The organism is Streptomyces sp. NBC_00820, assembly GCF_036347055.1.
Lineage (GTDB): Bacteria > Actinomycetota > Actinomycetes > Streptomycetales > Streptomycetaceae > Streptomyces.
Window position 1 is genome coordinate 7,757,268 of sequence record NZ_CP108882.1, and the last position, 23,428, is coordinate 7,780,695.

Consider the following 23,428-nt stretch of genomic DNA (forward strand, 5'->3'; position numbering starts at 1 on the left):
CCCGTCCCGCCTGTGGGGTCAGGCCGTGCGGAGACGTCGTTCGGCCGCTCGCCAGGGGTCGGGGGTGCCGCGTGGTGCGTAGTGTCTCAGTGGCTGGGTGCGGGCCACGAGGGCGCGCATCTCGGGGAGCGAGTCGCCCACGTCGCCGTGTGCGCGGGCCTGTACGAGTACGTTGCCGAGCGCGGCCGCCTCGGTGGGACCGGCGACGACAGGCAACCCGCAGGCGTCGGCGGTCAGTTGGCACAGCAGCTCGTTGCGCGCGCCGCCACCGACGAGGTGCACGACGTCCACCGCGCGTCCGGACAGACGCTGGGCGTCGGCGATCGCCCGGCAGTGGGCGAGGGCCAGCGAGTCGAGGACGCAGCGGACGGTGGCAGCCCGGTCCTCCGGCACGGGCTGCCCGCCGGCGCGGCAGGCCTCGGCGATGCGTCGCGGCATGTCACCGGGGCTGAGGAAGCCCGCGTCGCCCGCGTCCACGACCGACCTCAGCGGCTCCGACACCGCTGATTGCGCGAGGAGGCGGCCGAGGTCCGGCTCGCCCCAGGAGCGCAGGCACTCCTGGAGGAGCCAGAGGCCCATGATGTTGCGCAGATAGCGAACGGTGCCGTCCAGGCCCAGCTCGTTGGTGAAGTTGGCCCGGCGGCTGGCCTCGGTGAGGACGGGGGCGTCGAGTTCGAGCCCCACGAGGGACCAGGTGCCGGTACAGACGTAGGCGAACCGTTCCCCGGCGGAGGCCGGCACCGCGGCCACGGCGGAGGCCGTGTCGTGCGAGCCGACCGTGGTGAGGGGCACCGGGCCACGCAACCCGGTCTCCTCCAGGACGGCGGGCAGCAGCCGGCCGGCTGGGCTCCCCGGGTGACGCAGCGGCGGGAAGAGCGCCAGATCGATGCCGAGCCGTTCCGCCAGCTCCGTGGACCAGGTGCGGGTGCGCGGGTCGATCAGCTGGGTGGTGGAGGCGTTGGTGAGCTCGGTGCCGCGCGTGCCCGTCAGCCAGTACGTCAGCAGGTCCGGGATCAGCAACAACTGCCGCGCCAGCTTCAGTTGGGCGCTGTCCCGGGCGGCGACGAGCTGATAGAGGGTGTTGAACGGGGCGTACTGGAGCCCCGTTCGCGCATACAGCTCCGGCGCCGGAACCTTCGCCCACACCTGTTCGGCGACGCCCTCCGTGCGGGCGTCCCGGTAGTGCACCGGGTTGCCGAGCAGCGCCCCGTCGGCGTCGAGCAGACCGTGGTCGACCGCCCAGGAGTCGATGCCGACCGAGGTCAGGGGCGCCATTCGCCCGGCGGCCCGCAGCCCGTCGAGGACCCCGGTGTACAGGCCGAGGACGTCCCAGTGCAGGGCGCCGGGCAGCCGCACCGGCCGGTTCGGGAAGCGGTGCGCCTCGGTGAGCAGGAGCGTGCCGTGGCCGGCCCGGCCGACCATCACCCGGCCGCTGGACGCGCCGAGGTCGACGGCGGCGAACGCGTGCGCCTCGCTCCCGGTGCTCATCGCAGGAACGCGGCCGCCACGCCCGCGTCGACCGGAATGTGCGCGCCGGTCGTGTGGGTGAGGTCCCCGCCGGTCAGGGCGAACACCGCGTTCGCCACGTGCTCGGGCAGCACCTCGCGCTTGAGGAGGGTGCGCCGGGCGTAGAACTCGCCGAGCTTCTCCTCCTCGATGCCGTACGTCGCCGCACGCTGGGCTCCCCAGCCGCCGGCGAAGATTCCGGACCCGCGCACCACACCGTCCGGGTTGACGCCGTTGACCCGTATGCCGTGTTCCCCCAACTCGGCTGCCAGTAGACGCACTTGGTGGGCCTGGTCGGCCTTGGCCGCGGAGTAGGCGATGTTGTTCGGGCCCGCGAAGACGGCGTTCTTGGAGGTGATGTAGACGATGTCGCCGCCCAGGCCCTGCTCGGTCATCACCCGGGCCGCCTCGCGGGAGACCAGGAAGGAGCCGCGGGCCATGATGTCGTGCTGGAGGTCCCAGTCCTTCGCGGTCGTGTCGAGCAGCGGCTTGGACACGGAGATCCCGGCGCTGTTGACGACCAGGTCCACACCGCCGAAGGCGAGCACCGCCCGCCGGAAGGCGTCGGCTATCTGTTCCTCGCTCGTCACGTCCATCGCGACGGGGACCGCCTTGTCGGGGCCGCCCAGTTCCTCGGCCACCGCGGCCGCACCCTTGATGTCGGCCACCACCACGCACGCGCCCTCGGCGGACAGCCTATGCGCGATCGCCCGCCCGATACCGGAACCCGCGCCTGTCACCAGCGCGATCCGGGTGGCCAGCGGCCTGGGCTTCGGCATCCGCCGCAGCTTGGCCTCCTCCAGCTCCCAGTACTCGATCCGGAACTTCTCCCGCTCCTCGATGGGGGCGTACGACGACACGGCCTCGGCCCCGCGCATCACGTTGACGGCGTTGAGGTAGAACTCGCCCGCGACCCGGGCCGTCTGCTTGTCCTTGCCGAAGGAGAACATCCCGACGCCCGGGACCAGGACGATCGCCGGGTCGGCGCCGCGCATCGCGGGGGAGTCCGGGCCGGCGTGCCGCTCGTAGTAGGCGGCGTACTCCTCCCGGTAGGCGGCGTGCAGCTCCCGCAGGCGTGCCCGCACCTCGTCGAGCGGCGCCGTCGGCGGCAGGTCGAGGACGAGCGGGCGCACCTTCGTACGCAGGAAGTGGTCCGGGCACGAGGTGCCGAGCGCCGCGAGCCTCGGGTGTTCGGCGCGGGACAGGAAGTCGAGAACCTCGGCCGAGTCGTCGAAGTGGCCCACCTGCCCCCGGTCCTGGGAGGCGAGCGCGCGGACCGTGGGGGCCAGCGCGGCCGCCCGCTCCCGGCGCGCGGCCGGTTCCAGGGGGCCGTACCCGGCGAGGAGGGGACCGAACGGCTCGGCCTTTCCGCGTGCGGCGATGAAGTCCTCCGCGGTGCGGATGATGTGCAGGGCGTTGCGCTCGCACTCCGCGGAGGTGGCGCCCCAGGCGGTGATGCCATGGCCGCCGAGGATCACCCCGATCGCCTGCGGGTTGGCCTCCTTGACCGCGGCGATGTCGAGGCCGAGCTGGAATCCGGGCCGCCGCCACGGCACCCACACCACTTGGTCGCCGAAGCACTCGGCGGTCAGCTTCTCGCCGTCCGCCGCGCAGGCGAGCGCGATACCGGAATCCGGGTGCAGATGGTCGACATGGGCCGCGTCCACCAGGGCGTGCATCGCGGTGTCGATGGACGGTGCCGCACCGCCCTTGCCGTGCAGGCAGAAGTCGAAGGCCGCGACCATCTCGTCCTCGCGCGCCACCCCCGGATAGACGTCGGCGAGCGCCCGCAGCCGGTCCAGGCGCAGGACGGCCAGACCCTCGGCCGTGAGGGTGCCGAGGTCGCCGCCCGAGCCCTTGACCCACATCAGCTCGATGCCGGCGCCGGTCACCGGGTCGGGGGCCGTACCCTTCGCGGAGGCGTTGCCGCCCGCGTAGTTGGTGTTGCGCGGATCGGCGCCGAGCCGGTGTGCGCGCTCCAGGAGTTCGGCCACCGCCGGATGCTGCTCCGTCATGCCGCTCACGCGCCCCACCCCGCCTGCTCGCCGCCGGCCCGCTCCTTGACGATCCGCTCCATCCAGCCCGAACGCCGGTACGCCGCCATCGGATCGGCGTCGAGCCCCGCCTCCTCGCGCACCTCGGCGAGCAGCGGTCGTACGTCCGTGCTGAACGCGTCCATCAGGACGCCGTTGGCCGCCAGTACGTCCCCGCCGCGCTGGGCGTCGCCCAGGGCCTCGGCGTCGACCAGGAGCGCCTTTGCGGTGGCCTCCTGGACGTTCATCACCGAGCGGATGATCGCGGGGATCTTCGCCTCGATGTTGTGGCACTGGTCGAGCATGAACGCCACGTCCGGGGTGAACCCGCCGCCGCGCACCACCTCGTACATGATGCGGAACAGCTGGAAGGGGTCGGCGGCGCCGGCCATCAGGTCGTCGTCCGCGTAGAAGCGGGAGTTGAAGTCGAAGCCGCCGAGCTTTCCCTCGCGCAGCAGCGTCGCGACGATGAACTCGATGTTGGTGCCGGGCGCGTGGTGGCCGGTGTCCACCACCACCTGCGCCTTGGGGCCGAGTTTGAGGCAGTGGGCGTAGGCCGTGCCCCAGTCGGGCACGTCGGTCGCGTAGAAGGCGGGCTCGAAGAGCTTGTACTCCAGCAGCATCCGATGGCCGTCGCCCAGGCGGTCGTAGACCGTGCGCAGCGCTTCGGCGAGCCGGTCCTGACGGTCGCGCAGGTCGTCCTGGCCGGGGTAGTTGGTGCCGTCGGAGAACCAGAGCTTCAAGTCCCTGGACCCGGTCGCCTCCATGATGTCGACGCAGTCGAGGAGATGCCGTACGGCCTTGCGGCGCACCGCCGGGTCCGGGTTGGTGACCGAGCCCAGCTTGTAGTCGTCGTCCTGGAACACGTTGGAGTTGATCGTGCCGATCCGCAGGCCGCGCTCGCGCGCGTGGGCGGCCAGCGCCCCGTAGTCGTCGACGCGGTCCCACGGGATGTGCAGGGCGACGGTCGGCGCCACCCCGGTGTGTGCGTGCACCTGGGCGGCGTCGTCCAGCTTCTCGAAGGGGGTACGGGGGACACCGGGCTGCGCGAACACCTTGAAGCGCGTACCGGAGTTGGCGTACGCCCAGGACGGGGTCTCGACGGACTGGGTGCTCAGCGCCGCTTTCACGGCGTCCCGTGACAGGGATTTCGCCCCGGCGGCGTCCTTACTGGTTCCGGCGGTCATCGCGCAGCCCTTCTGGGGGATGGATCCGGTGGGTCAGCTGGAGAAGCGGTGGGTCCCCGAGCCCGCGGCGAAGACGGCACAGCCGTCGTCCCTGCGCAGGAACACGGCGGTGTCACCGGCGACGTGGGCCGGCCGGCTGCCGTCGGGTATCCACACCTCGGCCGTGCTGTTGGGGGGTACGGTCACGGTGAGGCGGAAGCCGTCGGCGTCCGCCTTCCAGTCCGTGGAGATACGGCCGTACACCGAGTCGAAGCGGCCGTGGGCCTCGGTCACTCCGCCGCCGGGACGGGGCCGGACGAGAATCTTCCGGAAGCCGGGCGCGGCAGGGGCGATTCCGGCGATGTGGGCGTACATCCACTCGCCGACCGAGCCGTACGCGTAGTGGTTGAAGGAGTTCATGCCGGCGTCCTGGAAGGTGCCGTCCGGCCTGATGGAGTCCCAGCGCTCCCACATCGTGGTGGCGCCCCGGTCGATCTGGTAGCCCCAACTGGGGTACGTGCGCTGGGTCAGCAGCCGGTAGGCGACGTCGGTGTGCCCGGTCTCGGTGAGCACGGGCAGCAGTCGCGGGGTGCCGAGGAATCCGGTCGACAGATGCCAGTCCCTGGCCTCGATCAGTTCCACCAGGCGGTCGGCGGCGGGGGCGCGGTCGGCCTCGGCGAGCAGATCCATGGACAGGGCCAGGACGTACGCCGTCTGGGTGTCGCCCTTCACGCGTCCGCCGGCGGTGACGTAGGCGCCCCGGAAGGCGTTCCGGACGCTCTCGAAGAGGGCCCGGTGCGGCGCCGGATCCTTGCCCAGGGCCTCGGCCGCCTGCGCGACCAGCGAGGCGCTGTTCGCGAAGTACGCGGTGCCGATGACCTCCTTCGGGGTCTCGTCCTGGACGTTCAGCCAGTCCCCGAAGCCCTCGTCGGGCCGCAGGAACCCGGTGCTGTGCGCCTTCAGGTAGTCGAGCCACTTCACCATCGACGCCCAGGCCCGCTCCAGGACCCGTACGTCCCCGTACGTCCGGTACACCGCCCACGGCACGGTCACCCCGGCATCGCCCCAGCCCGCAACCCCCGCGCCGGTGTCCATGAACGGCGCCACGTTGGGGAAGGCGCCGTCCGCCCCCTGCCCGTCGCGCAGGTCGTCCAGCCACTTGGTGAGGAAGCGGGCCGACTCCATGGTGTAGGTGGCCGTCGGCGAGAAGACACTGATGTCACCGGTCCAGCCGAGCCGTTCGTCGCGTGCCGGGGTGTCCGTGGGCACCGAGACGAAGTTGCCGCGCTGTCCCCAAGTGATGTTGTTGTAGAGCTGGTTGAGCATGGGTACGTCGGTCTTGAAGTCCATCGTGAACGGGGCGGACGTGTGGATCACGCGCCCGGTGACCGCGTCGAGCGCAGGCGTGCCCGGGTAGCCGGTGACCTCGACGTAGCGGAACCCGTGGGAGGTGAAACGCGGCTCGAAGGTCTCGGTGCCGCCTCCCTTGAGGGTGTACGTGTCCGTGGCGCGCGCGGTCCGCAGGTTGGCGGTGTAGATCGTCCCGTCGGGGTTCAGCACCTCCGCGTGCCGCAGCCGTACGGAGGTGCCCGCCGTACCCCGGACGCGCAGGCGGACCACGCCCACCATGTTCTGGCCCAGGTCGAAGACGAAGACGCCGGGCCGGGGTTCGGTCACCTTCTTGGCGGCGATGTCCCGTTCCACGCGGACGGGCGCGTCGACCTGGGCGACCAGCGGGGGCGCCGCCTTCCGGAGCTCCTCGACGGGCGTCCAGGCGGAGTCGTCGAAGCCGGCCCCGGTCCAGCCCGCCGTCTCGCGGCGGGCGTCGTAGTCCTCGCCCGACATCATGTCGGCGCTCGTGACCGGTCCGGTCGCCGCACGCCAGTCGGTGCCGGACAGCACGCGGTCCGTCGAGCCGTCGGTGTACGTCACCTCCAACTGGCCGATGAAAGCCGGTCGGTCACCGTACTGATGCGGCCCGAACCAGGCGATGTTGCCCGCGTACCAGCCTGCCGCGAGGGTCACCGCGAGCGCGTTCGCGCCCGGCGTGAGCCACTGCGTCACGTCGTACGTCTGGTACTGGACCCGCTTGCGGTAGTCGGTCCAGCCCGGCGCGAGCCGGTCCTCGCTCACCAGTGCGCCGTTGAGACGGGCCTCGTAGAGGCCGAGCGCCGACGAGTAAAGGCGTGCGCGGGCGACCTTCTTCCCCGCCGGGATCCGGAATCCGTGGCGCAACTGCGCGGCGGGGGAGTAGGCGGCCACCACCTTGCCCCAGGGGCCCCCGCCCCACGGGGCGAGCACCTTGGCCGACGCCCACGAGCCGTCGTCGTAGCCGGCCGAACTCCACTCGCCCGAGGGCTCCTTGTCGACGGCCTTCCAGGAACCGTCGGTCGCGACGGTGCGCACGCCGTCCGGGGTGGTCAGTTCGACCAGGCCGAGGAGACCCGCCGGGCCCTGCGTCGCGTTGGTCGCCGCGACGGCGATCACCGTGGTCCCCGGCTCCAGACGGGACTCCACCACGACGGGGCGCCGCCAGTTGTCCGCCGGGCCGTCCGGTTCGACGTGGGCGAGCAACTCGCCGTTCGCGTAGGCGGTGAACCCGTCGTCGGCGGTCATCACCAGGCGGGCCCTGGTCACCCCCGCCGGAACCTCGACGCGGCCGCGGAACCAGCGGGTCGCCGCGGGTGCGCTGCTCGCGGGATCTCCCTCGGGGAACCAGATCCAGGACGCGCCCTCCAGCGAGGGCGCCCCGACCAGAGCGGCGGGGGCGGAGATCCACCGCGCCGCCCAGTCGGAGCCCGCGGGCAGGCCCGTCTCCCACCAGGAGGGCTCGCTCCACTCGCCGGCGCGGCCCGCGGAGTCCCAGACCCGGACCTGCCAGTGGTAGCGCGTCCGCGCCCTCAACTCCGGCCCCGCGTAAGGGACCAGAACCGAATCCCCGGACACGACCTTGCCGCTGTCCCACACGTCCGGACGGTCCAGGCGGCCGGGCGCGGTGGCCACCCGGACCTGATAGGCGCTCTGCGCCTGGACCTCCCCCTGAGGTGCCAGCGGCCAACTCAGCCTGGGGCGGGGCGCGTCGAGTCCCAGAGGGTGGCTCACGTACTCCACGGTCGGCCGGGAGACCCGTAGGGGCAGGCTCCTGGCGTGCGGGGCCGCCGGTGCGGCGGCGGCGCCGGTCGCGGCCCCGGTGCCCACGGCGGTCACGAGGGCGGTACTGGCGGTGGTGCCTAGCAGCTGTCTTCTGCTGATCACAGTCGGCTCCGTAACGACTCGGCAATGAATCGTTTCACGGAAGGCGAAGCTAGGGGTGTGAACACGGTCCGTCAAGAGGTAGGGGGCAGTCTCCGGGCGTCCACAACAATTCCAAGTCGCGCCCATTGACTCGGTAGTTGGCGCTGCCTTAGCTTCCCTGGACGTTGACTGAAACCTTTCACGACCGATCGGTGTGACCCATGCCAGAGCCCCCCGTCCTGGCCGTGCAGGGCCTGAGCAAGTCCTTCGGTGCCGTGCGCGCACTCCACGACGTCTCCCTGGAGCTGCACGCCGGTCAGGCCCACGCCCTCGCGGGCGAGAACGGTGCCGGAAAGTCCACCCTCATCAAGACCCTCGCAGGGGTCCACCGCCCCGACACCGGTGGCCTGTTGCTCCACGGCGAGCCGGTCGACTTCCACGGCCCGGCCGACGCCCGCGACGCCGGAGTGGCCGTCATCTACCAGGAGCCGGCACTCTTCCCCGACCTGTCCGTCGCCGAGAACATCTTCATGGGCCGCCAGCCCCGCCGCTCCTTGCGGCGCGTCGACCACAAGGCCGCGAACGCCGCCGCCAGGGACCTGTTCACCCGCCTCGCCGTGGACCTCGACCCCGAACAGCCCGCGCGCGGCCTGTCCATCGCCGACCAGCAGCTCGTCGACATAGCCAAGGCGCTCTCCTTCGACGCCCGCGTCCTCATCATGGACGAGCCCACCGCCGCCCTCACCGGCAGCGAAGCGGCCCGTCTCTTCGGCGTCGTGCGCACACTGCGCGAGCAGGGCTGCGCGATCCTGTTCGTCTCGCACCGCCTGGAGGAGATCTTCGCGCTCTGCGGACACGTCACGACCCTGCGCGACGGCAGGCTGATCGCGAGCGAACCCGTCGACGGACTCACCGAGGACGATCTCGTGCGCCGCATGGTGGGCAGGGACCTCGACGACCTGTACCCGAAGCGGCCGGCCGAGATCGGCGAAGTCGCGCTCAGCGTACGGCGGTTGACGCGCGAGGGCGTCTTCACCGATGTTTCCTTCGACGTGCGGCGCGGCGAGATCGTGGGCCTCGCGGGCCTCGTCGGCGCCGGCCGCAGCGAGGTCGCGCGGGCCGTGTTCGGCGTCGACCGGTGGGACGCCGGATCGGTCGAGGTCTGCGGCAGACCCCTGAAGGGCGGCGCCCCGAGCGCCGCCATGGCCGCCGGACTCGTCCTCGTGCCCGAGGACCGGCGCGCCCAGGGCCTCGTCACGGGCATGTCCATCGAACGCAACATCGGCCTCACCGGGCTCCGTACGACCGCGCGGGCCGGACTGATGGACCGCCGCGCCGAACGAAGCCGCGCCCTCGACTGGGCGGTCCGGCTCCAGGTCAAGTACGCCCGCATCGCCGATGCCGTGGGCACCCTGTCCGGCGGCAACCAGCAGAAGGTCGTCCTCGCCAAATGGCTCGCCACCGGGCCCGAGGTGCTGATCGTCGACGAACCCACCCGCGGCATCGACATCGGCACCAAGGCCGAGGTGCACCGGCTGCTCTCCGGACTCGCCGCCGACGGCGTCGCCGTCCTGATGATCTCCTCCGACCTGCCGGAGATCCTCGGCATGGCCGACCGCGTCCTCGTCATGCACGAAGGGCGGCTCACCGCCGAGATCCCGCGCACGGACGCCACCGAGGAGTCCGTGCTGGCGGCGGCCACCGGGAGGGCGGCATGACGGTCACCGAGCACACCTCCGCCCCCGCCGCCGTCCCGCGAAAGTCCGGCGCGGCCCGGCTCGTCGACCGCGTCCTCGCGCTCCGCGAACTCGCCATCCTCCTGGTCCTTCTCGTGATGCTCGCGACCGCCCAGGCGGGGAACCGGGAGTTCCTGTCCGCACAGGGCGTCAAGGACCTCCTGCTCAACGCCACGATCCTGGTCCTCGTCGCCGCGGGCCAGGCACTCGTGGTCATCACCCGCAACGTGGACCTGTCCGTCGGCTCCGTGCTCGGGCTCAGCGCCTTCGCGGCCGGCGACCACCTCCAAGGGGGCGGCGGCCCCACGGCCGCGGTCCTGCTCGCGATCGCCCTCGGCGTCGGCTGCGGCCTGCTGAACGGTGCCCTCGTCAGCCTCGGCCAGGTCCCGGCCCTCGTCGTCACCCTCGGCAGCCTCTACGTCATCCGGGGCATCGACTCCATCTGGGTCGGCTCCCGCCAGATCACCGCGTCCGACCTGCCCGGCGGCTTCGTCGACTTCGGCTCCGGCGGCATCGGCGCCGTCCCCTACCTCGCCCTGATCGCCCTCGCCGTGCTCGTCGCCACCGCCTCCTACCTGCGCCATTACAGCGGCGGCCGTGAACTGTACGCCCTCGGCTCCAACCCGGAGGCGGCACGCCTCGCCGGCATCCCCGTACGCCGCCGCGTCCTCGCCGCCTACACCGCCTGCGGCGCCCTCACCGGACTCGCCGGCGCCCTCTACCTGGCCCGCTTCGGCAACGTCGACAGCTCCACCGGCAGCGGCTACGAACTCACCGTCGTCAGCGCCGTGGTCGTCGGCGGCGTCGCCTTCACCGGCGGGTCCGGCAGCCTCTACGGCGCGGCCCTCGGCGCGCTGCTCCTCACCTCCGTCAACGGCGTGCTTCCCGCCCTAGGCGTCAGCTCCGTGTGGGTCCTGGCCGTCAACGGCGTCCTGCTGGTCCTCGCCATCGCCGTCGACCAGATCGTCGCCCTGCGCGTCGCCCGCTCCCTGAAGAAGAGGTCCGCGTCGAACCGGAGGGACGCCCGCCATGGCTGACACGTCGAACCGGAGGAACCCCGCCGTGGCCGGCACACCCCCGCCCCTGCTGCGCGCCGTCCGCTGGGACACGGTCGTCGGCGCCCTCCTGCTCGTCCTGCTCCTGCTGTCCTTCTCCTTCGTGGACGGCTTCGGCAACGCCCTCAACCTGTCGTTCCTGATCGGCAACACCCTGCCCACCGCGCTGATCGCCCTGCCCATGACGCTGCTCGTGGTGTCCGGCGAGATCGACCTCTCGGTCGCCTCCACCGCGGGACTGTCCGGCGCGGTGATGGGCGCCCTGTGGAACGCCGGGATGGCCATCGAGACGATCATCCCGCTCTGCCTCCTGCTGGGAGCTGTCTGCGGACTGGTCAACGGGCTCCTGGTGACCCGCCTCGGCCTGCCGTCCCTGGCCGTCACCATCGGCACCATGGCCGCCTACCGGGGCATCGCCCAGATCGTCCTCGGCTCCGACGCGGTCACCGACTTCCCCGCCCAGTACCTCGACTTCGCCGCGGGCCGCATCGGCGACACCTTCGTCCCGTACGCCCTGCCGCCCTTCCTCGCCCTCCTCGCGATCGCCGTCGTCGCCCTGCACGCCACTCCCTTCGGCCGGTCCCTCTTCGCCATCGGCGCAGGCGAGGAGGCCGCGCGGTTCGCCGGCATACGCGTGAAACGGCAGAAGCTGTGGCTGTTCACCGCCACCGGCCTCATGGCATCGGCCACCGGGATCTTCTGGGCCCTGCACTACGCCAGCGCCCGCTACGACAACGCCACCGGGCTCGAACTCTCCGTCGTCGCCGCCGTGCTGCTCGGCGGCATCGACTTCGACGGCGGCCGAGGCACCCTGGGCGGCGCCGTCGCCGGGGTCTTCCTGCTCGGCGCCCTGCAGAACGTGATGAGCCTGCTCGACGTCTCCGCACAGTCGCAGATCGTCGTCACCGGCGTCCTCCTCGTCGTATCCGTGCTGGGGCCGCGCCTCGCACGTCGTACCGCCGTCGCCCGGGCCGGCCGCAGAGCCGCCGCCACCGTCCTCCCGCGCGCCTCCTGAAGGGACCCACCCGCGATGTCCACTCCCCGAATCCGCCAGGTGTGTGCGGCACTCGCCGCCGTCATCTCGCTCACCCTCACCGCCACCGCCTGCGGGGGCACCACCAAGAACTCCGCCAAGGACGACGACGGCGGCGCGAAGGCCGCGCACGGCAAGGCCGATCCGAACGCCCCCGTCAAGAAGGGCCTCACCGTCGCCTTCCTGCCCAAGCAGGTCAACAACCCCTATTTCACGGTCGCCGACAAGGGCGGCGAACAGGCCCTCAAGGAGCTGGGCTCCTCCTTCAAGGAGACCGGCACCAACAGCGCCACCGACACCTCCGGCCAGGTCTCCTACGTCAACACCCTCACCCAGCAGCAGGTCGACGGCATCGCCGTCTCCGCCCAGGACCCCGGCGCCCTGTGCACCGCCCTCAAGCAGGCCATGAAGAACGGCATCAAGGTCGTCACCTACGACTCCGACACCGACGCCGGCTGCCGCGACGTCTTCGTCTCCCAGGCGAGCGCCGAAGCCCTCGGCCGCTCCGAGGTCCAACTCCTCGGCAAGCAGCTCGGATACAAGGGAGAGATCGCGATCCTCTCCGCCGCGCAGACCGCCACCAACCAGAACACCTGGATCGGGTTCATGCGGGACGAACTCGCGAAGCCCAAGTACAAGAACATGAAGCTGGTCAAGACCGCCTACGGCAACGACGACGCCCAGCAGTCCTTCCAGCAGACCCAGGGCCTCCTCCAGGAGTACCCGAAGCTGGCCGGGATCATCTCCCCGACCACCGTCGGCATCAAGGCCGCCGCCCAGTACCTGTCCGGCTCCAAGTACAAGGGCAAGGTGAGGCTGACCGGCCTCGGCACCCCCAACGACATGCGCCAGTACGTCAAGAACGGCACCGTCGACGCCTTCGAACTCTGGGACCCCGCCAAGCTCGGCGCCCTCGCCGCGCACGCCGCCGTCGCCCTCTCCTCCGGACAGATCACCGGTCAGCGGGGCGAGACGTTCAAGGCCGGCGACCTCGGCAGCTTCACCATCGGCGACAAGGGTGTCATCGACCTCGGCGAGCCCACCGTCTTCGACAAGGACACCATCGACCGGTACAAGTTCTGACCAGGTGCGCATCCTGGCCGTGGCCAGGAGCGGTGTCCCGCGCCCGGCATAGGCTGGGACGCGGGACGGGGGACGGCAGAACGGAGCACAGGGGCGCATGGCAGGCAGAGTCGGCATCAAGGACGTGGCCCGGCACGCGGGGGTCTCCGTAGGCACCGTCTCGAACGTCATCAACCGCCCCGGGTCGGTCACCGAGGAGACCCGGCTGCGGGTCCAGGCGGTGATCGACCGGCTCGGCTACGTACGCAGCGAGAGCGCCCGCCAACTGCGGGCCGGGCGCAGCCGTATCATCTCGCTGCTCGTCCTCGACATGGGCAACCCCTTCTTTGTGGACGTCGCGCGCGGCGCCGAACGCGCCGCGCGCGAGGCGGGAATCGGCGTGATGGTCTGCAACAGCGACCAGAGCCCCGCCGAAGAGGCCGACTACCTCTCCCTCTTCGCCGAACACCGCGTCCGCGGGGTGCTGCTCACCCCGGCCGACGCCACCGGCCGCAACATCGACGCCTTCCGCCGCCACCGCATCCCCTTCGTCCTGGTCGACCGGGTCGCCGAGGGCACCACCGAGTGCTCGGTCTCCGTGGACGACGTGACCGGCGGCGTCCTCGCCGTGCGCCACCTCGTCGACACCGGCCACCGCTCGATCGCCTACGTCAGCGGCCCGCCCCAGCTCCAACAGGTCAAGGACCGCCGGGAAGGCGCCCTCCTCGCCCTGTCGCAGGCCGGGCTCCCGCCCCGAGCGCTGCGCGAACTCCCCACCGACCGCCTCGACGTGGCCGCCGGCCGCGACGCGGGCGCCCGCCTCCTCGGCCTCGCCGACCGCCCCACCGCGGTGTTCTGCGCCAACGACCTGCTGGCCCTCGGCGTCCTGCAGGCCCTCTACGCCGCCGGCGTCAAGGTCCCCCAGGACATGGCGATCGTCGGCTACGACGACATCGAGTTCGCCGCCGCCTCGGCCGTCCCGCTCACCTCGGTACGCCAGCCCGCCGTCACCATGGGCGCGCTCGCCACCGAACTCCTCCTGGAGGAGACCGAGGCCGACACCGCCGCAGACCACACGCACCGCCGCGTGGTCCTCCAGCCCGAACTCGTCGTACGTGGCTCCAGTTTGATGCCGCGCTGACCTTCCGCCGCGCGCACGACCCGGCAGTCGCTCCCCGCCCACTCCCGGGCGGGCGGTCGCGCGAACGGCCACCACCGGCCGGTCAAGTGGCTTCGGAGGGGCGGATGTTCTGGTTGAGGCGGAACATGTTCGTCGGATCGTAGGCGTCCTTGACCCGCACGAGCCGTGCGTAGACCTCTTCGGGATACGAGGCACGCACCTTGTCCTCGGCGCCGTCCCCCGTGAAGTTGACGTACATCGCGCCCCGGCCGTTGCCCGCGATCTCCTCCCGGGCCGCGCGGGCCCAGACGACGCTGTCATCGAAGTCCCGCGCGTCGGCGCACCGCGCGACCACGTTGCACAGCACGCTCGGCTCGCGCTGGCTGAACGCCGTGGCCTCGGCGGGGACGCGCGCGAAGGCACCGCCCAGGTGGTGCAGATGCACTTCACAGGAGGGCGTCGGGGTGGTCAGGTGATGGCGCAGGACGGCGTCGAGCGCCTCGTCCGACGGTTCGACGAACGCCGACGTGAAGTAGTTGTGGGCGCCGGCCGTCCACAGCGGGTCCAGCATCGTTTGCACGGCCGTGTACGGCATCGGACCCATGATGTCCGCGATCGGCGTCCCCAGCGCACGCAGCGGGGCCACGGCCGCCTCACCGGAGGCGAGGTCGCCCGCGTACATCGCGGCCAACACCACCACGCGCGTCCCGTGCACCTCCGGAGGCAGGAACGGTACGGGAGGCGCCGTCGTCAGGTTGACGACCGTCGTCAGATCGTCGGGCAGCTCCGGGAGCAGCTCGCGCCAGCGGGTGATCACCTGCCGCGCCTCCTCCAGGGGAAACACGATCAGGCCGCCCAGGACCTGCGGTCCGACCGGATGCAGTCGGAACTCCAGCGAGGTCACGATGCCGAAGTTGCCGCCACCGCCCCGCAGGGCCCAGAACAGCTCCGGGTTCTCCTCCTCGGACGCGCGCACCACCCGGCCGTCGGCGGTGACCATCTCGGCCGCCGTCAGGTTGTCGGAGGTCAGACCGTGCCGGCGCAGCAGCCAGCTCACGCCGCCGCCGAGCGTGAACCCGGAGATCCCGGTCGAGGACACCAGACCGCCGGGCAGGGCGAGACCGAAGGCCTGGGTCTCGTGGTCGAGGTCGCCCCACGTCATGCCCGCCTGCGCGATCACCCGGCGCCGTACCGGATCGACGAAGGCGCCCTTCATTGGCGACAGGTCGATGACGATGCCGTCGTCGCAGGTCGAGAACCCGGCGATGCTGTGCCCGCCGCCGCGTACCGCGACGAGCAGGTCCTGGCTGCGCGCGAACTCGACGGCCCGGACCACGTCCGCGGTGCCCGCACAGCGCACGATCAGGGCGGGCCGCTTGTCGTGCGCGGCGTTCCAGACGGTCCGGGCCTCGTCGTAGCCGTCGTCGCCGGGGCGGACGACGGTGCCGCGCAGGCCCGCCTCCAGTTCGGCGATGGTCGCGTCCCCCAGGATCCCCCTCGACGTGTCGACCGACATGACCGGCTCCCTCGGTAGGAGTGCTTCGACGGATGTCCACGACCCTAGGCACGGCTTCTTAGCATTCACTCAGCAGTCGCTTTGACCGCGTCGTTCAGGTGTGGCTCCACTACGCCCCGTCGCTCGGACACGGCTCCGCTTCGCCCTGCCGCTCGGATACGGCTCCGCTTCGCCCTGCCGCTCTCCGACGTTGCCTCGCCGCGCGGCATCACCGTCCTCCCGCCGCGAGCCGCAGCAGGGCGGTTCCGCGTGTGTCACCGAGGCGGGCGAACAGGCCGGCCGCGCGGGCGAGCGCGGCCTCGGCGCCGTCCCGGTCGCCCTCCTGTCGCAGCAGCGGCGCCAGCATGAGCTCGACCCAGCCGGCGGCGGACGTCGACCCCGGAACGTGCTCCAGCGCCCGCGCGCGGGTCAGCAGGGCGACGGCGCCGTCCGCGTCCCCGGCGCTTCGCGCCACCTGCCCGAGGTGCAGCAGCGTATTGGTGACGCCGGGCAGGTCGTCGGTCTCCTCGAAGTCCGCGAGGACCCGGGCGAACGTGTCCCGCGCGCCGTCGGTGTCGCCCTCGGCCAGCGCGAGCAGGCCGAGACAGCCGAGAGTGACCCCTTCCTCCCGGCGGTCGCCCATCTCGCGCCGGATCGCCAGGGCCGCGTCGAGAGGCTTGCGCGCCGGCCCGTGCTCACCCCGGCCGCGCAGGACGTTGCCGAGCACGTTCAGGGCGAGCGACTCCCCGTGCGGGTCGGCCAGCACGCGGAAGCGGTCGACGGCGCGCTCGGCCGCCGCGACCGCGGCATCGTGGTCTCCCGCCAGGCGGCAGGCCCACGCGTACGTCGTCAGGGCGTGGCCGAGCGCCCGGGGCGGCCCCACGGCCCTGCCCGAGACCACGGTCTCCTCGAAGCACACCGAGACCTGACCCGCCGGGCCCGCCTCGATCGCGTAGCCCGGTGTCATGACCGGGAAGAACCGTCCGCCGTCCGCCGTGGCACCCTCCAGCAGCCGCAGACTCCACGCCAGAGCGTCGCGGGCCGCGGCACCTTCGCCCCGGCACAGGGCCCACACGCCCTCCAGGTGCGCCGTGGCGGCCAGCACCGACGGCTCGCCCGCGTCGAGGGCCAGGGCACGGGCCCGGTCCAGCGCGGGACGGGCCCGTTCCCAGGCGCCGCGCATCCACAGCAGGACGGCCTGCTGGTAGTGGGCGTATGCCCGCCCGGTAGGATCCGGCCGCCGCCGCTGGATCGCGACGATCTCCTCGGCGACGTCCTCCAGCAGGGCACCGTCACCGAGGCGGATCGCCAGCACGGCACGCCCCAGCAGCGCCCTCGCCCGCTGAGGGGTGGGCTCCGGTGCGGCGGCCAGAGCGTCGTCCAGCCAACGCCGGCCCTCGGCGAGACGCCCCCGTTCGGTCCAGAACAGCCGCAGGGCCACGGCGAGGCGCAGCGCCTCCTCCGGCTCATGGCGCAGCAGCGAACGCAGGGCCGCCCGCAGGTTGCCGTAGTCGGCCTCCAGCTCCAGCGAGGTCGGCCCCGCGACCCCGGCGGCCGGCTCGCGGTCCCGCGCCAGCGCCAGCGACAGATAGAAGTGCCGGTGCGCCGCCTCGGCGCCCGCCTGCTCTCCGGCGGCCCGCAGCCGCCCCACGGCGTACTGCCGGATCGTCTCGGGCAACCGGAAGCGGACCTCCTCCCGCCACGGCTCCACACACACCAGCGACTTGTCGGCCAGCCGTCCGAGGAGGTCCAGCACCGGAGTGCCGCCGGGACCGTTCGCGCACACCGCCTCCGCGGCCGCCAGCGAGAACCCGCCCGCGAACACGGCGAGCCCGCGGAACAGGCGCCGTTCCTCCTCGTCGAGCAGCCGGTGACTCCACTCCAGGGTGGCCAGCAAGGTCTCCTGACGGGTCACACCGCGCCGACTGCCTCGGCCGAGCAGCGTCAGCGCGTCGTCGAGTCGCTCGGCGATCTGCCGGGGGGACAGTACGTGCATCCGGGCCGCCGCGAGTTCCAGCGCCAGCGGCATCCCGTCCAGCCGGAAACATATCCGCGCCACGGCCGCCGCGTTGCCCGCGGTCAGCCGGAAACCCGGGGACACGTCGGCCGCACGCTCCACGAACAGCCGCACGGCCGCGAACCGGCCCAGCTCCTCGACGGGCGGCAGCCGACGCGGATCGGGCAGCACCAGCGAGGGCACGCGGAAGGTCCGCTCCCCGTAACTGCGCAACGGCTCCCGGCTGGTCGCGAGAACCAGCACACCGGGACAGCGGGCCACGATCTCCGAGACCAGAGCGGCACACGCGTCGACCAGATGCTCGCAGTTGTCCAGCACCAGCAGCAGCTCCCGAGTGCCGAGCCGAGCGGTCAGCGCGTCCGCCGAGTTCCCGGCGCTCCCGGACAAGGGCACCTGCAACCCGAGCGCCGAGGCGACGGCCTCGGGCACGAGATGCGGCTCCGTCAGCGACGCGAGCCCGACGAACGCCGCCCCGTCCCGGAAGTACCCGGCCCGCCGGCCCGCCACCGCGAGCGCCAGTCGCGTCTTCCCGCAGCCTCCGGCCCCGGTCAGCGTCAGCAGCCGGCTCCGCCCGAGCAGCCTCTCCACCTCGGCGATCTCACGCTCCCGGCCGATCAGAGCGGTCGCCGGCAACGGCAGACGGTACCGGCGCGCCCCGGGCCGCCGTTCCCCCGCCTCTGCCGCCTCCGGCTCTCCCGCTTCCGGCTCGGCCGCCTTTTCCGCCCCCGCCTGCGCCGCTCTCGTCTCCGCCTCTTTCGGCTCCACCGAATCGGCCAGCAGAGTCCGGTACAGGCTCCGTGTCTGCGGGTCCGGATCGGCGCCGCCGTCATGACACGACGCCTCCCGCAGGCGCTCGTACACGGCCAGCGCCTCCCCGCGCCTACCGGCGCCGGCCAGGGTCCGCATCAGCGCGCGGTGGGCCGGCTCGTGCAGCGGGTCGTCGACGATCAGGGAGCGCAGCACCTCGGCGGCCTCCTCGGCGCGGTGCTCGCGTTCGAGCGCCTCACCGAGTCCCAGCCGCAAGGCCGCGCGCCGCGTCTCCAGGAGCTCCGCCGCGTCGCTCACCCAGGGCTCGTACCGGTCCTCCGGCAACAGGCCCGGCCCGGCCATGTCCAGCGCGGTGCGATGGTCCGCCACGCCTCCTCCGGCCAGGGCCCGCCGGGCCGCTTCGTCGAACGCGTCCAGGTCCACCCGTACGCGACCGTCGGGACCGAGCAGTACCAGGTCGTCCCGGAGTACGACGACATCACCGTCCGCGCCCGAGGAGGCCAGCGCCCGCCGCACGGCGTGCAGCACCTGGTGCAGATTGTTCGCGGCGGCCGGTCGGGCGAGGTCCGGCCACAGCAGGTCGTACACCCGCTCGCGGTGCAACCGGTGGCCCGGTGACAGGCAGAGCAGCTTCAGCAGGCTCCGCGCCTTGCGCAGCCGCCACGCCCCGGCGGCGACCGGGCGGTCCTCGACCACCACGGTGAACCCGCCGAGGAGCCGGATATGTATCGCATCGGCCATGGCTGCCCTCATGAGCAGGCTACCGTCCGGCCGCGGCGACGGCTTGCGGGCCGACGGAGCGCTTCGCGGCCGGCGCAGTCAGCTCGGTCTATGCGGGCGATGCGGCTGACGTGGGCGATGCGGGCAACGCGGTGCTCGCCCTGGCGGAACCGTGTGGGTTCCGCCAGGGCGAGCTGGTTCACCGCGGGTTCCCGGGCGGCCTGCCGGCCGGGCGGGAGGCGCGGGTCACCGGGTGGTGGTGACGCGCTGTTCCTTGAGGGCGGCGCAGTTGGATCCGGTGACCTGGACGTACACGTTGCTGATGTGGCCGCCCCAGTCGACGCAGTGGGCCTTGCCGTAGACGTAGGCCGGCCCCGCGTACGACGTGTACAGCCCGTAGTCCTGGTCGCCCGCGTCGGTGTCGGGGACGTAGATCCACGCCGACATCTCCTGCGCGGCGCCCGGGTTGGTCCGGATGGTCACGACGCAGTTCTTGCCGTTCGAGGAGTTGTACGTCAGGTAGACCGTGCCGAGGGAGCCGATCGGCGCCGAGTTCACGGTCTTGTAGCTGCTTCCGCAGACCTTCTGCGGAGTGGTGTTGGGTGCGGCGGAGGCCGGTGCCGCCAGAGCGGCGGTGGTCCCGACCGAGAGGGCCGCCAGCGCGGTGGCGGTCAGGACGGATCGACTGAATCGCATATTTCCCCCTTGTAGCTGTTGGAGTTCGTTGCTCCTGTCTGGTGTGACTCGCGGCCCATCCGGATGGTTGTACCTGTCCGCAAGAGATGTCGGAGCGGGTTGCCGGGGCCGGGGCCGGGGCCGGGGCCGGGGCCGGTACGACCGTCCGGATCCGCCTGTCGCACCGACGTGTTCTGTTTGGAGGGGGTGCCGTGACTGCCTCCAGGAGGGGTGCCGGCGAGTGTGCGCGCGAGGTCGCGGCCCGAAGGCCGGACGCGTCCTTCCTCGCTGAAACGGTGCCGGTGACGAGGTGTGCCGGATAAGCGGGGCCGGGTAAATCAGACGCGCGCCGAGCGGGCGCCGCAGAGCCGACCACCCTACACGTGACGTGCGCAGTTGCATGCCGATGGGGCGTGAACGGCTCGCATGTGCGACCATCGGTGCCCCCATTCCATCGACACCGCTCCCACCCTGCGGGTCCAGGGCTTCGACCACGTCTGGTCCGCCGGAGACAACGCCCAGGTACCCGACCTGGCCGCGGGCGAGGGCGCCTGGTGCCCCCCGAACGCGCAGCACGCGTGCCGGCAGGCCGCCGTCCTCGGCGACAACATCGTCGCCCGCCTGCGTGGCCGCGCGCAGAAGGAGTACGAGCACAAGAACCTCGGCGCCGTGGCGAGCATCGGCCTGCACAAGGGCGTGGCCGTTCTCTTCGGCAAGTACCGTCTCAAGGGCCTTCCGGCCTGGTGGTTCCACCGCCTCTACCACGGCAGCCGGGTCCCGACCATGAACCGCAAGATCCGCGTCTTCACCGACTGGACGCTTGCCATGTCCTCAGGCGCGAGACCGTCGGCCTTCCGCAACTGGCCCACCCTCGCGACGCCTTCGTCGACGCCACCCTGCCCGAACCGCTGCTGCGCCGCGCCGACCGGATCGACAGCCTGTCCTGAGCCACGGCACAACAGCTACGGCACAACAGCTACGGCACAACAGCTACGGGACAACGGGGTCCGGCGTTCCCGTGCCGGGCCCCTCGACGAGCACATCCCGCGCGAGTCCGGTCTCACGCTGTTCAACGTCTTCGCCTCGAAGGAGAAGACGTTGCACGCCAACACGGGCGCGCACACGGAGCTGCCCAGGTTCGAGGCCGACAGCGCGCGCCGGGTCGGGGCTGTGATGCGGAACGGACTTTTCCGGGCCGAGGTCCGCAAGCGACGGTTGTCACCGGAGGACGACGGTGACGCCCCGCTTCTCGAAGATCTTCAGAAGCAGGTCGAACAGCGAAACCTCTCCATGTCCGGCGGAGGCCGGCACGCGCTCGGTCAACCGCGCCCTGGCCTCGGCCGAGGAATCCCAGTGCAAGGTGAACGGAGTGTCCGCGCCCCAGCCGCCTCTCAGGCAGTCGTTCAGAGCGTCGAGGTTCCAGCCGAAGTATCCGCCGGGCCCGTTGACGGCTTCACCGATCGCGCAGAAGAAGCTGTCCCTGTCGACGACGTGCCGACCGTCCAAGGTGTACACCTGGCCTGCGGGAGCGTCAGGCCTTCCCCGGCGTCGGTACTCCCGGGACCACAGTGCCACGGACAACCACGCCTGCCTGTCCTCGGGGGCGAGCTCGTGCCACATGCCGGTGCGGTTCAGACGGCCCGTGCGGATCAGATCCCACACTCGTTCCGCTCCGGGCAGGGCGTTCTCGCACCACAGCGTCATCGTGAGGTCGACGAGACCGGCTCCGCGGGCGGACGGCTCGACGGCGACGACGGTGACATCGCCGACGAAGTAGGACCCCATGGTGGCACCGTCGGTGTCGAGGACGTCGAAGCAGGCGTTACCCGCCATGGCGCGACGACTGCCGACGTGGGCGACGCTCTTCAGCAGGCCGCCCCGCGGGAGGCAGCCGACGAGGTGCACTCTGCGGGCTCCCTCCTCATCCGGCAGCGGAGTGAACAGTCCCTCGGCCTCGTGAGCGGAGCCCCAGAAGTCGGTGTCGTCCTCGTCCGAGGCCAGAGCGTACTTCGGCCCCTGCTCGCCCCGCCCTGGTGATCGCATCGCACTCCCCATGAGAGCGCCGATCCTACCGGTGCCCCCGGAGTCTCCACCCGGTTCGACCGACACCCGGGCCCGCACTGCCGGGCGGCGCGTCAGTCGCTCGGTTCGTTCTCGGGGTTCTCCCGCAGTTCCCGCCAGAACTGCGTGTGGCGCACCACGTACAGCGCGGCGAAGAGGATCGCGACCTGCAGAGCCACCGCGAGCAGCCAGAAGACGACCTCGCTTGTCAGCTCGTTCGTCAGGTAGGTGAAGTTCATGCCGAAGAACCCGGTGATGAAGGTCAGCGGAAGGAAGATCGTCGATACGACGGTGAGCCGGTTGATCACGGCGTTCTGCTCACCGCCCACCAGGGACGAATAGGTGACCATGACCCGTCTGGTGGCGTCCTGCAGTGACTCGATGGCCGCGAGCGCCTGGGCCATGTTGCGTTCGTACGTGCGGTGCAACGCCCGCCGGTCCTCCGGGACCGCGCTGTCCACCGCCCGCCGCGCGAGAACTTCCAGCATCGCCTGCACGAAGGGCAGGAGCTCATGGTGGAGCAGGGACGCGCGCCGCCGCAGGAGCGCCAGCCGGTACACCTGCTGCTGACGCCGCCGTTCGAACATCTCGTCCTCGAGGTCCTCCACCTCCAGGACGCCCTGCGCGGCGGACCGGCGGAACGTCTCCAGGGCGCCTTGCAGCAGCAGGAACACGCAGGCGATGAGATGGGTCGGCCTGTCGTGCGGCAGGCGGGCGACGAAGTTCTGCAACAGCCCGACCGGACCCCGATGCATTGTGATCATGTACCGGTCGCCCAGCAGGACGTGCACATGGACCACGTCGTCGTCCACCACCACGGGCATCACGAAGCCGCCGATCCGACCGTCGAAGTCGGCCCGGACGGGTTCACCGTCCCTGCCGAACCACGCCAGTTGCGGCGAATCCAGCCCCAGCCGATCGGAGACCGTCTGCGCCTCCTCCGGCGGCGTCTCCTCCAGCAGCTCGATGTCCACCATCAGGCAATCCGAGACCGCCATGCGCTCCCGCGCCTCCGACAGGCTGGTACGCGCGACGACCCCGTCCGGCATCGACACCACCGATACGATCACGCTGCCCAGCCTGCGCACACGTCGCGGCTCCCGTGCGGAGAGATAGACGTAAACGCTCGAAGATCCCCCGGACAGGTGCAGCGCTGTTACCGACTTCCCGCAGACGGGTACGCCCGCCCGCCCGGCCCCGGCAGGGGTACCGCACGCATGGTCACAGCCCTCGTCGCCGGCGTCCCTGAGCGACTGGGACCGGGCGCGTCACGATGCCGCCGCGTAACAGCGGACGGCCACCAGCTGAGAGGGGCCCCAGCGTTGCTCGACCGTGGCCATCAGTTCCCAGCCCAGCCGCTCGTACAGGGCCGCCGCGGCGGTGTCGGACGCCACGACGTCGAGCACCGGATGCAGGCCATGACGCCGCGCCTCCGCCACAGCGCGGCCGATCAGCAGTGCGCCGACCCCGTGCCCCCTGGCCCGCGGGGCCACGAACAGCCGGCCGACCACCGCGGTCGCGTCCTCGCTCGTCCCGGTCCGCTCGCTCCACAAACCGGGGGCCAGGTCTCCTTCGCCGCTGCGGGACAGGCCGACATGGCCAACGGGACGGCCGCCCAGCTCGGCGACCCAGGCCCCCAGCAGAGCAGCCTGTGACAACCACTCGTCGGGACGGGCGGGCCAGTTCACCGGGTAGCCGTCACGTCGATGGACCTCCGCGAGAACCCTCACGCAGCTCTCGACATCGC

15 protein-coding genes and 1 pseudogene are annotated in these 23,428 nt (G+C 71.8%); 6 read left to right on the forward strand and 10 right to left on the reverse strand.

Annotated elements, in window-relative coordinates:
- Positions 1-18: 18 nt before the first annotated feature.
- Genes OIB37_RS34605 through OIB37_RS34620 form a run of 4 tightly spaced genes read right to left on the reverse strand, consistent with a single transcriptional unit; the run spans position 19 to position 7,960 of the window.
- Positions 19-1,488: a rhamnulokinase gene (locus OIB37_RS34605; protein WP_330461557.1), complete on the reverse strand. Its 1,470-nt coding sequence runs from the start codon at positions 1,486-1,488 to the stop codon at positions 19-21.
- Positions 1,485-3,521 carry a bifunctional aldolase/short-chain dehydrogenase gene (locus tag OIB37_RS34610; RefSeq protein ID WP_330462080.1) on the reverse strand — a complete coding sequence of 679 codons (2,037 nt, stop codon included), beginning with the start codon at positions 3,519-3,521 and terminating at the stop codon, positions 1,485-1,487. The genes OIB37_RS34605 and OIB37_RS34610 overlap by 4 nt, the downstream gene beginning before the upstream one ends.
- Before the next feature lie 5 nt (positions 3,522-3,526).
- Positions 3,527-4,726, reverse strand: coding sequence for an L-rhamnose isomerase (rhaI, locus tag OIB37_RS34615; protein WP_330461558.1), 1,200 nt, complete (start codon positions 4,724-4,726; stop codon positions 3,527-3,529).
- A 33-nt stretch (positions 4,727-4,759) separates the two neighbouring features.
- Positions 4,760-7,960 (reverse strand): alpha-L-rhamnosidase, encoded by a 3,201-nt coding sequence (locus tag OIB37_RS34620; protein WP_330461559.1) that lies wholly within the window; start codon positions 7,958-7,960, stop codon positions 4,760-4,762.
- 200 nt (positions 7,961-8,160) lie between these two features.
- Here OIB37_RS34620 and OIB37_RS34625 point away from each other — a divergent pair, with 200 nt between their 5' ends.
- From OIB37_RS34625 to OIB37_RS34645, 5 genes are all read left to right on the forward strand, one after another.
- A complete protein-coding gene (locus tag OIB37_RS34625) occupies positions 8,161-9,657 on the forward strand; it encodes a sugar ABC transporter ATP-binding protein (RefSeq protein ID WP_330461560.1) in 1,497 nt (498 codons plus the stop codon).
- Positions 9,654-10,712: an ABC transporter permease gene (locus tag OIB37_RS34630; RefSeq protein WP_330461561.1), complete on the forward strand. Its 1,059-nt coding sequence runs from the start codon at positions 9,654-9,656 to the stop codon at positions 10,710-10,712. The genes OIB37_RS34625 and OIB37_RS34630 overlap by 4 nt, the downstream gene beginning before the upstream one ends.
- Entirely contained in the window at positions 10,705-11,745 is a 1,041-nt protein-coding gene (locus OIB37_RS34635) for an ABC transporter permease (RefSeq protein ID WP_330461562.1), read from the forward strand. The genes OIB37_RS34630 and OIB37_RS34635 overlap by 8 nt, the downstream gene beginning before the upstream one ends.
- A gap of 15 nt (positions 11,746-11,760) precedes the next feature.
- A complete protein-coding gene (rhaS, locus tag OIB37_RS34640; protein ID WP_330461563.1) occupies positions 11,761-12,846 on the forward strand; it encodes a rhamnose ABC transporter substrate-binding protein in 1,086 nt (361 codons plus the stop codon).
- Between the two features lie 97 nt (positions 12,847-12,943).
- Positions 12,944-13,966, forward strand: coding sequence for a LacI family DNA-binding transcriptional regulator (locus tag OIB37_RS34645; protein ID WP_330461564.1), 1,023 nt, complete (start codon positions 12,944-12,946; stop codon positions 13,964-13,966).
- 82 nt (positions 13,967-14,048) lie between these two features.
- Here the strand turns inward: OIB37_RS34645 and OIB37_RS34650 are convergent, their stop codons facing one another.
- The 3 genes from OIB37_RS34650 to OIB37_RS34660 all read right to left on the reverse strand — a co-directional run bounded on the left by OIB37_RS34650 (position 14,049) and on the right by OIB37_RS34660 (position 19,641).
- A complete protein-coding gene (locus tag OIB37_RS34650) occupies positions 14,049-15,461 on the reverse strand; it encodes an FAD-binding oxidoreductase (RefSeq protein WP_330461565.1) in 1,413 nt (470 codons plus the stop codon).
- Between the two features lie 208 nt (positions 15,462-15,669).
- On the reverse strand, positions 15,670-18,966 hold the full coding sequence (locus OIB37_RS34655) for an AfsR/SARP family transcriptional regulator (protein WP_330461566.1): 3,297 nt from the start codon (positions 18,964-18,966) through the stop codon (positions 15,670-15,672).
- A 225-nt stretch (positions 18,967-19,191) separates the two neighbouring features.
- Positions 19,192-19,641: a spore-associated protein gene (locus OIB37_RS34660; protein ID WP_330461567.1), complete on the reverse strand. Its 450-nt coding sequence runs from the start codon at positions 19,639-19,641 to the stop codon at positions 19,192-19,194.
- A 432-nt stretch (positions 19,642-20,073) separates the two neighbouring features.
- On the opposite strand from OIB37_RS34660, the pseudogene OIB37_RS34665 reads away from it, so the two are divergent.
- Positions 20,074-20,567, forward strand: a pseudogene (locus tag OIB37_RS34665) (NAD(P)/FAD-dependent oxidoreductase); the annotation flags it as partial.
- A gap of 271 nt (positions 20,568-20,838) precedes the next feature.
- On the opposite strand, the gene OIB37_RS34670 reads toward OIB37_RS34665, so the two are convergent.
- The 3 genes from OIB37_RS34670 to OIB37_RS34680 form a co-directional block, all read right to left on the reverse strand.
- Positions 20,839-21,663 (reverse strand): barstar family protein, encoded by an 825-nt coding sequence (locus OIB37_RS34670; protein ID WP_330461568.1) that lies wholly within the window; start codon positions 21,661-21,663, stop codon positions 20,839-20,841.
- 92 nt (positions 21,664-21,755) lie between these two features.
- Positions 21,756-22,751 (reverse strand): CorA family divalent cation transporter, encoded by a 996-nt coding sequence (locus tag OIB37_RS34675; protein WP_330461569.1) that lies wholly within the window; start codon positions 22,749-22,751, stop codon positions 21,756-21,758.
- Positions 22,752-22,949: 198 nt separating this feature from the next.
- Positions 22,950-23,411, reverse strand: coding sequence for a GNAT family N-acetyltransferase (locus OIB37_RS34680; RefSeq protein WP_330462081.1), 462 nt, complete (start codon positions 23,409-23,411; stop codon positions 22,950-22,952).
- Between the last annotated feature and the right edge of the window lie 17 nt (positions 23,412-23,428).